General features: G+C 59.5%; 13 protein-coding genes and 1 tRNA gene. 13 read left to right on the top strand and 1 reads right to left on the bottom strand.

Going from position 1 to position 13,506, the window contains the following annotated elements; all coding sequences use genetic code 11:
* Positions 1 to 5 precede the first annotated feature (5 nt).
* Genes ACYQ11_RS13815 through ACYQ11_RS13805 form a run of 3 tightly spaced genes read left to right on the top strand, consistent with a single transcriptional unit; the run spans position 6 to position 1,938 of the window.
* A complete protein-coding gene (locus ACYQ11_RS13815; protein WP_459924385.1) occupies positions 6 to 431 on the top strand; it encodes a response regulator in 426 nt (141 codons plus the stop codon).
* Positions 388 to 858, top strand: coding sequence for a chemotaxis protein CheX (locus tag ACYQ11_RS13810; protein WP_459924384.1), 471 nt, complete (start codon positions 388 to 390; stop codon positions 856 to 858). The genes ACYQ11_RS13815 and ACYQ11_RS13810 overlap by 44 nt, the downstream gene beginning before the upstream one ends.
* A 36-nt stretch (positions 859 to 894) precedes the next feature.
* Positions 895 to 1,938: a protein-glutamate methylesterase/protein-glutamine glutaminase gene (locus tag ACYQ11_RS13805; protein ID WP_459924383.1), complete on the top strand. Its 1,044-nt coding sequence runs from the start codon at positions 895 to 897 to the stop codon at positions 1,936 to 1,938.
* A 15-nt stretch (positions 1,939 to 1,953) separates the two neighbouring features.
* Here ACYQ11_RS13805 and ACYQ11_RS13800 read toward each other — a convergent pair whose 3' ends face one another.
* Positions 1,954 to 2,640 (bottom strand): YkgJ family cysteine cluster protein, encoded by a 687-nt coding sequence (locus tag ACYQ11_RS13800; protein WP_459924382.1) that lies wholly within the window; start codon positions 2,638 to 2,640, stop codon positions 1,954 to 1,956.
* Between the two features lie 120 nt (positions 2,641 to 2,760).
* Between ACYQ11_RS13800 and ACYQ11_RS13795 the strand changes: the two genes are divergently transcribed.
* The 10 genes from ACYQ11_RS13795 (at position 2,761) to ACYQ11_RS13750 (ending at position 13,250) form a co-directional block, all read left to right on the top strand.
* Positions 2,761 to 3,903, top strand: a complete 1,143-nt coding sequence (locus ACYQ11_RS13795; protein ID WP_459924381.1) for a DUF362 domain-containing protein — start codon at positions 2,761 to 2,763, stop codon at positions 3,901 to 3,903.
* Positions 3,904 to 3,948: 45 nt separating this feature from the next.
* Positions 3,949 to 5,130: a THUMP domain-containing class I SAM-dependent RNA methyltransferase gene (locus tag ACYQ11_RS13790; protein ID WP_459924380.1), complete on the top strand. Its 1,182-nt coding sequence runs from the start codon at positions 3,949 to 3,951 to the stop codon at positions 5,128 to 5,130.
* A gap of 97 nt (positions 5,131 to 5,227) precedes the next feature.
* Positions 5,228 to 5,701 (top strand): PTS sugar transporter subunit IIA, encoded by a 474-nt coding sequence (locus ACYQ11_RS13785; RefSeq protein WP_459924379.1) that lies wholly within the window; start codon positions 5,228 to 5,230, stop codon positions 5,699 to 5,701.
* A gap of 132 nt (positions 5,702 to 5,833) precedes the next feature.
* Positions 5,834 to 5,909: transfer RNA gene (locus ACYQ11_RS13780), tRNA-Ala, on the top strand.
* Between the two features lie 277 nt (positions 5,910 to 6,186).
* Positions 6,187 to 6,708, top strand: a complete 522-nt coding sequence (locus ACYQ11_RS13775; protein ID WP_459924378.1) for a GspH/FimT family pseudopilin — start codon at positions 6,187 to 6,189, stop codon at positions 6,706 to 6,708.
* Positions 6,709 to 6,756: 48 nt separating this feature from the next.
* Entirely contained in the window at positions 6,757 to 7,449 is a 693-nt protein-coding gene (locus tag ACYQ11_RS13770) for a prepilin-type N-terminal cleavage/methylation domain-containing protein (protein WP_459924377.1), read from the top strand.
* A gap of 38 nt (positions 7,450 to 7,487) precedes the next feature.
* Entirely contained in the window at positions 7,488 to 7,874 is a 387-nt protein-coding gene (locus ACYQ11_RS13765; protein WP_459924376.1) for a type IV pilus modification PilV family protein, read from the top strand.
* Between the two features lie 14 nt (positions 7,875 to 7,888).
* Positions 7,889 to 8,398, top strand: coding sequence for a hypothetical protein (locus ACYQ11_RS13760; RefSeq protein ID WP_459924375.1), 510 nt, complete (start codon positions 7,889 to 7,891; stop codon positions 8,396 to 8,398).
* 40 nt (positions 8,399 to 8,438) lie between these two features.
* On the top strand, positions 8,439 to 12,851 hold the full coding sequence (locus ACYQ11_RS13755) for a PilC/PilY family type IV pilus protein (protein ID WP_459924374.1): 4,413 nt from the start codon (positions 8,439 to 8,441) through the stop codon (positions 12,849 to 12,851).
* Positions 12,852 to 12,929: 78 nt separating this feature from the next.
* The gene (locus ACYQ11_RS13750; protein ID WP_459924373.1) at positions 12,930 to 13,250 is read left to right on the top strand and encodes a hypothetical protein; all 321 of its coding nucleotides are present in this window, start codon (positions 12,930 to 12,932) and stop codon (positions 13,248 to 13,250) included.
* The last annotated feature ends 256 nt before the right edge of the window (positions 13,251 to 13,506 follow it).

Genomic DNA, 13,506 nt, shown 5'->3' with positions numbered 1-13,506 from the left:
AAATTATGGGATTCAATATTCTGGTTGTCGACGATTCACTGCCCATGAGGAAGGTGATCAAGAAAACCATCAAGGCCTCCGGCTTTTCCATGGCCGAATACGACGAGGCGGCCGACGGGATGGAGGCCCTTTCGATTCTTCGGGAAAAATGGGTCGATATCGTGGTGACCGATTACAACATGCCGGGGATGAACGGTCTGGAACTGGTCCGGGAAATGAAAAAAGACGACCTGATGAAAACCGTTCCGGTCCTGGTCGTCACCACCGAGGGCGGCGAGGCCAGGATGGCCGAGTTCCGGAGTATGGGGATTGCGGGCTACATCCGTAAACCTTTCACGCCCGAAGAAATCCGGGCGAAGCTTCACGAGATTCTTGGAGAAGGCGACAATGATGAAGGAACTGAAGTCAGCGATGACGGCGTCGATTTCTGACGTGCTCGAAACCATGTTTTACATGCCCCTCGAATGTGATGACGCCGCCCGGCGCCGTCCCGAGGCCCTGTTCGATCAGCCGGACCTTCGGGTCTGCCGGCTTGATTTTGGCGGCAAACTCAGCGGTCGGTTTTTCATGGTCATCCCCGAGGCCCTCCTGGTGACCATGGCCGCCGATTTCATGGGCGAAGACCCCCGGAACATCAAGCGCCCGCACAGCGACGGCATTATCAAGGAGGTGCTGAACATGGTGGCCGGTCACATGTTCTCCAACATGGACAGCGCAAGTGAGTTCACGCTGGGTATCCCTGAGATCATCGAGGACCCGGCCGTCGTCGCATCCTGGAAACGGACTCTGCCCGAGGGGGCCGTGGCGGCCGAGGCCGTTGACGGCCTCATTGTTACGATCATCGAGTTGAACGGATGATCTGCAGCCTTATCGACATACGGCGGGGAATCATGCATGGGACGTGAGATCAAAGTGCTGGTGGTCGACGATTCGGCCATTGTCCGTAAAGTATTTACCGAAGAGCTGTCCAAGGAGAAGGATATCCGGGTCATCGGAACCGCACCGGACCCCTATGTAGCCCGTGACAAAATCGTTACGCTGAAACCCGATGTGGTGACCCTGGATATCGAAATGCCCCGCATGGACGGCCTGACCTTCCTGAAAAAAATCATGGCCTACGCCCCGCTGCCGGTCATCATCGTCAGCTCCCTGAGCCGTGAAGGCGGCAAGGTGGCCCTGGAGGCCCTGTCCCTGGGGGCCCTGGAGGTGATTTCCAAACCGTCGGCCGCCTATTCGGTGGGGGATCTGAGCATCCAGCTGGCCGACAAGATCCGTGCGGTGGCCAATGTCAAGGTGGCGCCCCGGCGGCCCGGCATCGCCGAACGGCCGGTTCGGGAAACCGCAGCCCTGTCCTCCAAGGCCCTGATTGCCACCACCAGCAAGATCATTGCCATCGGCGCGTCCACCGGCGGCACCGAGGCCCTGAAGGAAGTGCTGACCCGGATGCCCCGGAACGCGCCGGGCATCGTCGTGGTTCAGCACATGCCAGCCAAGTTTACCACCTCCTTTGCCGAACGTCTGGATTCCTTGTGTGAGATGAGCGTCAAGGAAGCCGAAGACGGCGATACGGTCACCAACGGACAGGTTCTGATCGCCCCCGGTAATTTCCACATGTTGCTCAAGCGAAGCGGTGCCAGATACTACGTGAATGTGAAAAGCGGTCCCATGGTTCACCATCAGCGGCCCGCCGTCGACGTCCTGTTCAATTCCGTGGCCCGGTACGCCGGGCCCAATGCCCTGGGAATCATCCTCACCGGCATGGGGGCCGACGGGGCCGAGGGCCTGGCCCGGATGAAGGACGAGGGGGCCATGACCATTGCCCAGGATGAGGCCAGCTGCGTGGTCTACGGTATGCCCAAGGAAGCCGTCAAGACAGGCAAGGTCGACAAGGTGGTGCCCCTGATCAAGGTGGCCCAGACGGCCCTTAACATGCTGTAGGGGCAGGCCCTTATCCTATAGGGTCTGAAATTCCATCAGGATGGGCCGGAGGGCCTCACGCTGGTCGGGCGGAATCATCAGAACCGAAAGGGGGCGGTTTTTCAGAAACCGTTCGTCCGGAGCGGCACAGGTGCCCGAGCGGCGGTAGGCGGCCATGGCCCCGGTTTCGGAGAGAAGGGGCAGAAGATCACTGAGGTTGGCGAAACAGCCGTTGGGATCCAGATGCTCCAGGTACTGCATGAACACCGTTCCCACGGTCATCATCAATTCGGTCATGTCGGCCATGCCCCCCGGGCCGCAGGGTGTCAGGGAAACCATGGACCGACAAGCGAAGGGGCGCCTGTCATAGACCGTGCAGAGTCCCTCGTCGAGCAGGGGGCAGGGCCCCCAGGCCGGATCGCTGTCTTCATCGGGTACGGGAAGTCCCTTCATGCACAGATCGGCCATGGTGTTGATGGTGATCGCAGGGGTCAGACGACGCAGGTGACGCCGGGCGGCGATGCGGTCGAGCAGGCCGCTGCGGGTTTCGGGGTCAAGGCCGTCCAGAAGATAGAAGGCTTCCAGGCTCGTCAGGGTCACGTTCCGGGTGCAACAGGTCGAACACCCCCGTGTGCAGGCCGGAGCCCATGTCCCGGTCAGCCGGTCGTGAATGCGGTACAGGGCCGCAAGGGCCGCAAGGGTTCTCACGGGGTCCGCAGGCATGATCGCTCCTTGTTCTTGACGAAAAACAGTCGGTTGATTACACTGATAGTCTTTTAACGCCAATCCGATTCAAATACAAGGCCGGGGTAAGATTCCGGATAGTGCAAACAGGGAGGACCTATGGCATCACCCGTTTATTTGACCGATTTCAGGGCCACGTTTCAGGAAAGCCTGACCGCCAAACTGGGGCGTCTGGTCCGGACGGCCGGTTTGTCCGAGGTGATCGGCAAACGCGATCTGACGGCGGTGAAACTCCATTTCGGGGAAAAGGGCAACACGGCCTTTATCCGCCCCGTTTTTGTCAGGGCCGTCATCGAAGAGATCAAAGCCTGCGGCGGCAGGCCCTTTCTGACCGACACCAACACCCTCTACGCCGGAACCCGCAGTGATACGGTCAACCATCTGGATACCGCCGTCAAGAACGGCTTCGCCTACGCGGTGATGGATGCGCCTCTGGTCATCGCCGACGGGCTCCGCGGGCTGGCCGATGTGGCGGTTTCCATCGGCGGAAAACACTTTGACCAGGCCTATATCGGCACCGACATCCACCACGCCGACGCCCTGGTGTCCCTGGCTCATTTCAAGGGCCACGAACTGTCCGGTTTCGGAGGCACCCTCAAGAACCTGGGCATGGGCTGCGCCTCCAGGCGGGGCAAGCTGGCCATGCATTCCACCGTGTCGCCCAAGGTGATCCGCAAGCGCTGTGTGGGGTGCAAGGAATGCATCAAGCACTGCCCGGCCTCGGCCATCGCCTTGAACGAGGACCGCAAGGCCGTCATCGACGAGGCCAAATGCATCGGCTGCGGGGAATGCATCGTGGTCTGCGCCGCCGAAGCCGTCCAGATCCGATGGAACCAGTCGGTGCCGGTCTTCCTCGAAGGCATGATGGAATACGCCAAGGCGGTGATCGAGGCCAAAAAGGGTAAAATTCTCTATGTAAATTTCATCAACCATATCTCGCCCATGTGCGACTGCATCGGTCACAACGATGTGCCCATCGTCCGGGACATCGGCATGGCGGCCTCGCTGGATCCGGTGGCCCTGGATCAGGCGTCGGTGGATCTGGTCAACGGCGAGCCGGCCTTTCCCGGCAGCTGCCTGACCGCCAACACCAGGGCAGGCGAAGACAAGTTCCGGGGGCTGTATCCCCAGGTCGATTGGGACATCCAGCTGGAATACGCCGAAAAACTGGGTCTGGGCAGCCGGGATTACACGTTGGAACGATTGAAGACCAAGGGTCTGAAAGACAGCGACGCGGATTGATCCGGTTTTTGATTTGTCGTGGGTTGATAAAGGAGATCAGGCTTCATGGAAAAACCCGATGCCCTTGAAAAACGCATCAAGCGTCAAGTGACGGCCCGGCAGCACCGGTTTTTCGTGGTGGTCTCGCCGGGACTGGGGCCGGTGTGCCGCGCCGAACTGAACCTTCTGTTCGGCGGGGAAAAGACCCTCATCGACGAGGACGGGGGCATCGCCTTCGACGGGCCGGTGACCGATGTGTACCGGGCCAATTTGCATCTGAGGACGGCCTCGCGGATTCTCATGCGCCTTACGTCCTTCGACGCCACGGATTTCAAAACGCTGGAAACAAAGACGGAGGCCCTGCCCTGGGAACTCTATCTGGATCCCGCGGCGCCGCTCGATGTCCAGGTGACGGTCAAAAAATCCCGGCTGTATCATTCCGGTGCCGTGGATCAGCGGGTCCGGGAGGCCATCGGCCGACGGCTGGGGCCTTTCGGCGCATCGGGCATGACGCAGACGGTGTATGTCAGAGCCGTTCAGGACCGCTTCGAGCTGTCCCTGGACAGCTCCGGCGATCTGTTGTACCGTCGCGGACTGAAAACCGTGGGCGGGTCGGCGCCCCTGCGTGAAACCCTGGCCGCCGGCATGCTGATGGCGGCCGGGTACGACGGCCGACGTCCCCTGCTCGATCCCATGTGCGGCAGCGGGTCCTTTTCCCTGGAAGCCGCCCTGATCGCCCGGAATATTCCGCCGGGCCGGTACCGGCGTTTCGCCTTTGAACACTGGCCCTGTTTCCGGGAAGGCGCCTTCCGGCAGATCCGCCGGGAGGCCGAGGCCGGGATCAATCAAACCCCTTCGGCACCCATCGTCGCTTCGGACCGGGACACCGGGGCCTGTGAGCGCCTGAGCGCCCAGGTCCTTTCCGTCGGTCTGGGCGATCTGATCCGGGTCCAATGTCGGGACGTGCTCGATCCCGATCCGGAGATTGTTGCAGGGCCGCCGGGGATCATCATGGCCAATCCCCCCTATGGCCTTCGCCTGGGCACCCGCAGGAACAGTCTCTCCCTGATCCGTGATTTTCTCGCCCTGGCCGGCCGATCCTACCGGGGCTGGACCCTGGGCCTGTTGTCTCCCTTTGACGTCCGCACCCTGAACCCGGCTTTCCCTCTGACGTCCCATCGCCTGTTCCACGGCGGCCTGAGCCTGTTTTTCCTGACCGGGCCCATCCCTTCTGCCCCTATCCGTTGACAAGCCGGGATCATTCCTCTATGGTGAAACACACATCCCTGCCGGACAGACGATCAGGATTCATACCCAGGCGCAATCATGCGGGAAAGGCGGAGTTATGCAGGACGAGGCTCAGGAGCTGAGCGACGTGATTTCCATGATCGATATCCATCTCGATGTCCCGCTGGCGGACAAGGACGCCCTGCTTGTCTACATTGCCGAGGCCGCCGGAGCATCGGGGCGGGTCGCTGATCCCCTGCGGCTTCTTTCGGGCCTCAGGGCTCGGGAGGCGACCCTGAGCACGGGTCTGGGCGGGGGCCTGGCCTTTCCCCATGCCCTTGCCGGACCGGATGATCGGCCTGTCCTGGTGATGGTCCGCCCCCGTCGCCCCCTTCCCTTTGACGCCGTCGACGACCGGCCCGTGGACCTCGTGTTCGCCGTCATCGTTCCCGAAACCGATCAGGGCCTTCACCTGCGCCTGCTGTCCGCCCTGTCCCGGCTCTGCCGGAACCGTGAGGTCACGGCCCTGTTCCGCGGGGCCCCGGACGCCGCGATCCTGTCCTCCTCGCTCCAAAACCTCGAATGTCAATAATTTAAAGCTCTGATGGGCAAAGCAACGCGTGTCCATCCATCGTATAAGACGTTTTTTTTAAGTTAATGACATGGCCGGCCAAATATCTGTTGACACGGACCGGTGTTTTTCATTATAACGCTTTTCACATATGGGGTTGTAGCTCAGCTGGGAGAGCGCATGGCTGGCAGCCATGAGGTCAGGGGTTCGATCCCCCTCAGCTCCACCAAAAAACAAACAAAAGGCCAACCGGAAACGGTTGGCCTTTTTGCGTTGGGAGGCACGGCGCATCACAGATATTAAATCATTTTATAGCTTAAAGAAATTTAAGGTTTTTTTGTCGCCGGTGCCGTTGGTCTAAGCCCCTCTGTTTTGGGTGTGAGTTAAAATAATGTCCATTTAATTCGATCAATTATCGCGTAATAGATGGGGCTTGACATGCCGTGGCACCTTTTTTGTATAAAACAGGGTAACCTTAACGAACCATATCCATTTTGAGGATGCGCATGCAAACACATCAAAAAGGCTTTACACTGGTCGAACTGCTGATCGCCATCGTGATTATCGGCATCCTGGCTGCGGTCAGCGCGCCGTCCCTGAGAGACTGGATGGAGTCCCACCGGCTGACCTCGTCGGCCATGGGCATCAAGGGCGTTCTGGAACTGGCCCGGTCGGAGGCCATCAAGGTCCAGTCCAATGTGGCGGTGGAATTTTCCCTGGGCGCCGGATCCGCCGGGGCTTATCAAATGTTCGTGGACGGGGCCACGCCCGAGGTGCGCGACGCCGGTGAAGCCGTGATCCGGTCGGGCAGTGTCCAGACCGGGGTGACCCTTTATCAGACCGCCTTCACCGGTGATCAGGCCGCGGTGGTCCGCTTCAACGCCCTTGGCCTGGCTCCGGTGGCAAGCGGTGTGGTCCGCATGAGAAACGATGCCGGAGACGCCTTCAAACAGATCCGGGTCACGCCGGCGGGGAATGTGATCATCGAGTCCAGCGATTCGGGCCTGGACGGGTCCTGGACGGATTAGAGGGGACAATCGGGCATGATGCCGTATCAACACAAAGGGGACAAGGGAATGAAAGGATCGGACGGAAAGGCGGGGTTTACCCTCATTGAAATCATGATCGCCATGGCCATCGCGGCGGCCGTGCTTTTGGGCGTCTATTCGGTGTTCAGCGGGCAGGTCCGGGCGAAGAGCATTCATGAACAGGTCGTCGGGGTTCAGCAGAACATCCGATCGGCCATGTTCCAGCTCGACAATGATCTTCGCATGGCCGGTTACCGGGGGGACCTCACCAATATCACCACGGGTTTCGTTGCCGGAACAGGCCCCACCTCCGTGGCTTTTACCATGCTGGCTGCCGAAGACGATGAGATCGATAACGACGGTGACGGCGAGACCGACGAGTTCGGCGAACTGGCCACGGTCATGTACGCCCTCTATGACGGCGATGCCGACGGCGTCGCCGACGATCTGGGGCGGACCATGGACGGGGCGACTCTCATGGTGGCCGACAATATCGAGGCCATTGAGTTTTTCTACACCACCATCGACAACACGGGAGCCCAGGCCCAGAGCACGGCCCCGGCGGCCCTGGATACCATTCGCAGTGTGACCGTGTCGGTTCTTGCCCGTTCCCGGCGGGAGGTGCCCGGGGGCTCAACCGGCGGGCAGTTCACAGCCGCCTCGGGCGCGGTATGGGGACCGTTTAACGACAATTTTTTCAGACGTTTCGAAACCAGCACCATCGAGTGCCGGAACATGTAACCATAACGTGAAATAAGGAACTGTTCAGGATGAAACACATGATTGAAAACCATGTTGCAGACGGTGAGCGGGGTTTTACCATCGTGGAAGTCATGATCGCCATCGTCATCTTTTCCATCGGGGTGCTGGCCGTGGCCCAGATGCAGGTCCGGGCCCTGAACGCCGGTCGCCAGTCGTTCAACCAGACCGAAGCGGCCATGTGGGCCGCCAACCAGGCGGAAACCTTTGTGTCCCTGCCGTTTACCGATCCCGCCCTGGCCAACGGCACGAACACGGTGGGCGACGGTATGTATCAGCTGAACTGGACGGTGTCGCAGCCGGGGGCGGACCCGGGAACCCTGCTTATTCAGATCACGGTGACCTGGAATGACCGGAACGTGGCCAAAAACCTCGTGTTCGACTACGTCAAAGTCCAGGGTATTTAACAAGGAGGCTTCCGATGAAACAAACGTCACACATACGGTCTGAACGGGGGTCGGTGGTTCTTTTCGTTCTGGTGGTTCTCGTTCTGGTCTCGCTTTACGGCATCACCTCGCTGAACACCGCCTCCTCCGAACTGATGATCGCCGGCAACAACCGTGTCTACAAACAGAATCTCTACCGGGCCGAGGCGGCGATCATGGAAGTCGGGCGGCTGCTCCAGCTGGAGGCCGCTCCCGAAACCAACCTGAAACCGGTAAACAGTTCCCTGACCTGGCTGACCGACGGCACGGCCGCTTCGCCGACCTTCGATCCGGAAACAGGGACGTGGGTCTTCGGTACCAACGCCCAGCTTTCGGCCCTTTATGCGGACAACGCCTCGGGTTATGCCGTGGTGTTCGAAGGGGTGGCCGCCGGCGGGTCCCTGAACATGACCGGCCCCCGGATGTGGCAATACGGGGTTTACGGTCTGTCGCAGCTCAACGGGGGACGGGTCGGCGTCGTCTCCGGCTACAGGCGGATGTTTTAGCCTTTGGATATTAAGGTGAAACCAAACAAAAGGTGAGACAATGAAAACAAATCAATTGATAAACCGATGGTGGAAAACCGCGCTGGGCACCCTTGTGCTTCTGGCAGGTCTTACCGTGAACGCCCTGGGAGCGGTCACGCTGCCGTTTACGGATAATTTTGACGACAACTCTCTCGACTTGACGGCCTGGGACAGCGTCGACAGAGATGGTGATAGCGGCTCTGCGGTGTTTGAAATCTATAAGGATTATAATTGGTGGGGTGCCCTCAGAAGCAGTTCCCTTCATATTGCGGCGTACGGAGAAGATGTATGGAACAGTAATGACGAATATGCTTCCCTTTATCTGAATGACATCAATGGCGATTTTGTTGCCATCGTTCAGATCAGGTACCAGGAGAATACGGACGGCTGGGGCAAGTGCGGGTTCATGGTCAAAAACGACATCACAACCACGGCGGCAAGCAGCGGTTATATGATCTGGGCCAGGACCCCCAATAACGGATTCACCCTTCAGGTCGACGGGGACGACAACGGCTATCTGGGAACGACCTGGTCGACCAAGCCGAATATCGCTCCCCCAAACGCCTGGTTGAAATTGGAAAAGACGGTTCAGGCCACCGGGGGTGCGATGTTCACCGTGTCCTATTCCAGCGACGGAAGCAACTGGGCCCCTTACATGGCGTATACCGAGAACACGGCGGCCGTTGTTCAGGATGTTGGTCTTTTCGTTACGTCACATGACGACAACGACCGATGTTCCGTTTTATTTGACAATTTCACCATTACGGGGTCAGGGGCTCAGAATACCTACTACTATGATGGGGATGACGACGGTTTCGGTGATCCCAACAATACCACGATGGCTCTGGCCCAGCCGGTCGATTATGTGACCGACAACACCGACTGTGACGATGACGATGGCACTACTTATCCAGGCGCCACGGAAGTCTGCGACGGCAAGGACAATGATTGTGACGGCACCATCGACGACGGGGTGGGGACCACGACCTACTACTACGACGGTGACGGTGACGGGTATGGGACCAACGCAAACACCCAGGTGGGCTGCTCGGCTCCGGCGGGCTATTCGGAGAACGGCGGCGACTGTAACGATGCCGACGCGGGCATCCACCCCGGTGCCTTCGACGTCTGCGGGGACGGCATCGACCAGGACTGTTCGGGAACGGATCGCCCCTGTGCCACCGGTCAGGTCTGCATGGACATTGCCGACGTGCCCCTGTCCACCCAGCTCAAGGCGGCGCCGCCCCTGATCATGTTTGTGTTGGACGATTCGGGCAGTATGGCCTGGGATGTGCTCTGCCCTGAAAACAACGGCCTGTTTAACGGCGAATCGTCGGTAGGCAATGTCAAATCTTACTGGAGATCACAGTATAACGATACGACCAGTGCTTCGAATTACTCCAACGGTATTTACTATAACCCGGCCGTGGACTACACCCCCTGGCCCACTCTGGGCAACGCCGATCCGGACAACCCCCGGATTCATCCTATCGACGCCTTCGGGACCGGCACCCGGGGCCTCAGCACCACCTTTACCACCCTCGACGGGGTTCCCGTCAAATATGCCCACTGGTACATGTGGTCGGCCATCGACAACGCCCCCTATCTGGTTAACCTGGACGGGGGGGCAGCCTCCTATTACAAGGTGACCAATTATGGATCGGGCGACTATGGACGGGTCTATGATCTTTCGCACGTAGCTACGCCGCCTTCGGATGTGGCCATCACACGCTCCTACACCCTTGAACGGCAGAATTTTGCCAACTGGTACACCTATTACCGGACCCGTGAGCTGGTGGCCAAGGCCGCCCTGGGCCGGGTTCTCAACGGGGTCAAGGCCGTGAAAGTGGGGATACATTCCATCAACCACAGCGTCATCGAACCGGTGCGCTCCATTGGTGTGGAAGGGGAAACGGACAACAAGGCCTACATGCTCGACCGCCTGTACCACGTCGACAAGAACGGCGGAACGCCCCTTCGTCAGGGTTTGGAGGATGCGGGTCAGTATTTTCATGCCGATGACGGGGACACCGGAAACATCGGCGCCTCTCCCTACGCGGATGAATCGGACGGCGGGGCCTGTCAGCAGGCCTATACCATCGTGATGACCGATGGGTATTACAATGGAAGCAGTCCTTCCGTTGGGAACGCCGACGGCGACAACAACACGGATTTCGACGGAACTCCTTACGGAGACACCACCTCGAACACCCTGGCCGACGTGGCCATGTATTACTATGAAAACGATCTGAACGCGAATCTGGCCAACGGGCTTCAGCCCAACGACCGGGATTCGGCCACCCATCAGCACATGGTCACCTACACGGTGTCCTTCGGGCTCACCGGCACCCTGACTCCCACAGCGTCCTGCCCGGAAACGGCGGCCGACTGTCCGGCCTGGCCCGCACCCACCAATGACGACCGCAAGATCGACGATCTCTGGCATGCGGCCGTCAACGGCCGCGGCGATTACCTGAGCGCCGCCGATACCCAGGCGCTGATCGACGCCTTAAGTCAGGTGATGGCCGATATTCAGGACAGGGCCCGGACCAGCGCGCCGGTGACCCTGAACACCCAGAAACTGGAAAGCGACACGGATCTGTACCAGGGCTTTTTCGATGCGGCCGACTGGTCCGGGGACCTGCACGCCTATGACCTTCTGGCCGACGGCAGCGTCAATCAGACCGCGTCCTGGTCGGCCCGGGCCAAACTGGTGGGGGTGGCCGCCGATGATCGCGAGATCCTGACCTACAGCGGTTCGGCGGCGGTGCCCTTCCGGTACGCAAGCCTCACGACCGACCAGAAAACCTCGCTGGATCCCAACGCCGTCACGGCCGAGCGGCTGCTGAATTATATCCGCGGCGACAACACCCATGAGGTGGCCAACGGCGGGGCCTTAAGGGATCGGAGCAGCGTGCTGGGCGATATCGTCAACTCCTCCCCGATCTATGAAAACGGCATGGTGTACGTGGGAGCCAACGACGGCATGCTGCACGCCTTCAATGCGACGACCGGGGTGGAGGAATTCGCGTTCGTGCCCTCCCGGGTCATCGAGAACCTCCGGCATTACGCCGATGTCACATACGCCCACCGTTATTTTGTGGACGGCACCGTCAACACGGCCACCATCGGCACCACGACCTGGCTGGTCGGCGGCCTGGGCAAGGGCGGCCGCGGGATTTTCGGCATCGACATCACCGACCCCGCCGCCATCACCGAAACGAACCGGCCCACCATCTGGGAATTTCCCCAAGGGGTGGACGATGACATGGGCTTTTCCTTCAGTACCATGAGCATCGTTCCGGCCAATAACGGAGACACGGTGGCGATTTTCGGCAACGGCTACGACAGCCCCAACGGACGGGCCGTACTGTATATCGTCAAAATGGACGGGACCCTGGTCCGGAAGATAGACACCGGCGTGGGTAATAACACGACCCAGTGCAACGGCCTGAGTTCCCCCGTGGTTATCGATGTGAATTACGACGGCAAGGCGGACTTCGTGTTTGCCGGCGACCTTTTGGGCAACATGTGGAAGTTCGACATCCGGTCCACGGTGGCGGCCAACTGGGATGTGTATTTCAAGGATGCCTCAACCAACGCGGCCCAGCCGTTGTTCCAGGCCAAAGACAAGGGCGGCACGCACCAGGCCATTACGGCCAGCCCGGATGTGATGCTGCATTGCGACAGACGGCTGGGCGGGCTGATGGTGGTGTTCGGCACCGGTCGTTACCTGTCCTTCGACGACATTCCCTCCACCCAGCCCCAGACCATCTATGGGATCTGGGACTGGTCCGCCGCCTGGGAGCGTCTGGGTGAAAGTTCGTCGGACAAGTCCCTGGGAGCCGTGAACGTTCCGGCGGGAACCCCGGCGGTCCGGACCCTGGCCAACATCGAGGCGTCGACCTATATCCACAGCGATATCGATCTGATCCTGCTCGAGCAGACCCAGACGGTTTTTGCCGGCGGCTGGCGTGAAACCACCTACCATGAGATCAACTGGTTCAACCCGTCCAAGTACCTTGAACTCAAGGCCGACGGTGATGAGGCGAGTTATGCCGGCGGGCGGCATGTGGGCTGGTTCTTCGACCTTCCCCTGGAACGGGAACGGGTGTTCTCACGGACCCAGATCCGGGACGGCAAGGCGGTGGTCGTATCGGTCATGCCGGCGGATTCGCCCTGTTCGGCCGGCGGCAGTTCCGTGGTCCACATCATGGACGCCTGCTCGGGAGGGGAGCTCCAGTCGCCGCAGTTCGACACCAATGACGACGACACGATCGACAGTGACGACGACCCCAAAACAGGCAAGTACTTTGAAGGTGAAGTGTATTTCGATCCGGCCATTCTCGAGGACAAGATGTATTTCAGCCGAGATGAAATCGAAGAGACCACCAGCCAGATTACCGGCCTGTATTACTGGCGCATGTTCTGATCGATGAAAAATAAACCGGAAGGCGCCGGTCCCTCTTTGGATCGGCGCCCAATATCAATATAAGAAAGGAAGATGGCTATGATCACACGACATATGAAGATCCGGGCGTTGGTATCGTTTCTGGTTCTCGGGCTTTTTCTTTCGATCGCACCGGCCTGGTCCGACGAACCCGCAGTGCCTGCGCTCAACCCTGAAACGGTGGAATACAAAACCGGCACCCTTCACCGGCTGGGTGAAACCGAGATCGTCATCGATGACTGTCTTTACAAACTCGCGGAGAACGTGCGGTTTTTGTCCAGCCTGGGCACGACCGTCGAACGGCGATGGTTTGTTGTCGGAAAGACGGTCAAATTTTATAAAAACGACGATTCGACAGTCCTGATCGTCCGGCTGCCCTGATTCGGTTCGGGGCTGTGACGGCTGCCCATGGCAGGATGGCTTAGGTCGTTCAGGCACGGCATCGGGAAAAGAAATTTGATGAACTCGTAAAAAGTCATCACATGACGGCAAAGAAAAAAGTTCGAGTTCAAGGCGCCGCGAATCCCGAGGAATGAGGAGTACTTAGGGTACGCCGCAGTGACGAGGGATGAAGCGCAACGCAGAAATCGGACTTTTTACGAAGCCGTCAAATTTGAATTTAAAAGCCGACACGAGG

Source organism: Desulfatiferula olefinivorans (assembly GCF_054657895.1).
This window is presented reverse-complemented; position numbering and strand designations above follow the sequence as displayed.

Excerpts from the sequence above, each read along its gene's own strand:
- ACYQ11_RS13815 (WP_459924385.1), top strand. The coding sequence starts at position 6 with ATGGGATTCAATATTCTGGTTGTCGACGATTCACTGCCCATGAGGAAG.
- ACYQ11_RS13810 (WP_459924384.1), top strand. The coding sequence starts at position 388 with ATGATGAAGGAACTGAAGTCAGCGATGACGGCGTCGATTTCTGACGTG.
- ACYQ11_RS13805 (WP_459924383.1), top strand. The coding sequence starts at position 895 with ATGGGACGTGAGATCAAAGTGCTGGTGGTCGACGATTCGGCCATTGTC.
- ACYQ11_RS13800 (WP_459924382.1), bottom strand. The coding sequence starts at position 2,640 with ATGCCTGCGGACCCCGTGAGAACCCTTGCGGCCCTTGCGGCCCTGTAC.
- ACYQ11_RS13795 (WP_459924381.1), top strand. The coding sequence starts at position 2,761 with ATGGCATCACCCGTTTATTTGACCGATTTCAGGGCCACGTTTCAGGAA.
- ACYQ11_RS13790 (WP_459924380.1), top strand. The coding sequence starts at position 3,949 with ATGGAAAAACCCGATGCCCTTGAAAAACGCATCAAGCGTCAAGTGACG.
- ACYQ11_RS13785 (WP_459924379.1), top strand. The coding sequence starts at position 5,228 with ATGCAGGACGAGGCTCAGGAGCTGAGCGACGTGATTTCCATGATCGAT.
- ACYQ11_RS13775 (WP_459924378.1), top strand. The coding sequence starts at position 6,187 with ATGCAAACACATCAAAAAGGCTTTACACTGGTCGAACTGCTGATCGCC.
- ACYQ11_RS13770 (WP_459924377.1), top strand. The coding sequence starts at position 6,757 with ATGAAAGGATCGGACGGAAAGGCGGGGTTTACCCTCATTGAAATCATG.
- ACYQ11_RS13765 (WP_459924376.1), top strand. The coding sequence starts at position 7,488 with ATGATTGAAAACCATGTTGCAGACGGTGAGCGGGGTTTTACCATCGTG.
- ACYQ11_RS13760 (WP_459924375.1), top strand. The coding sequence starts at position 7,889 with ATGAAACAAACGTCACACATACGGTCTGAACGGGGGTCGGTGGTTCTT.
- ACYQ11_RS13755 (WP_459924374.1), top strand. The coding sequence starts at position 8,439 with ATGAAAACAAATCAATTGATAAACCGATGGTGGAAAACCGCGCTGGGC.
- ACYQ11_RS13750 (WP_459924373.1), top strand. The coding sequence starts at position 12,930 with ATGATCACACGACATATGAAGATCCGGGCGTTGGTATCGTTTCTGGTT.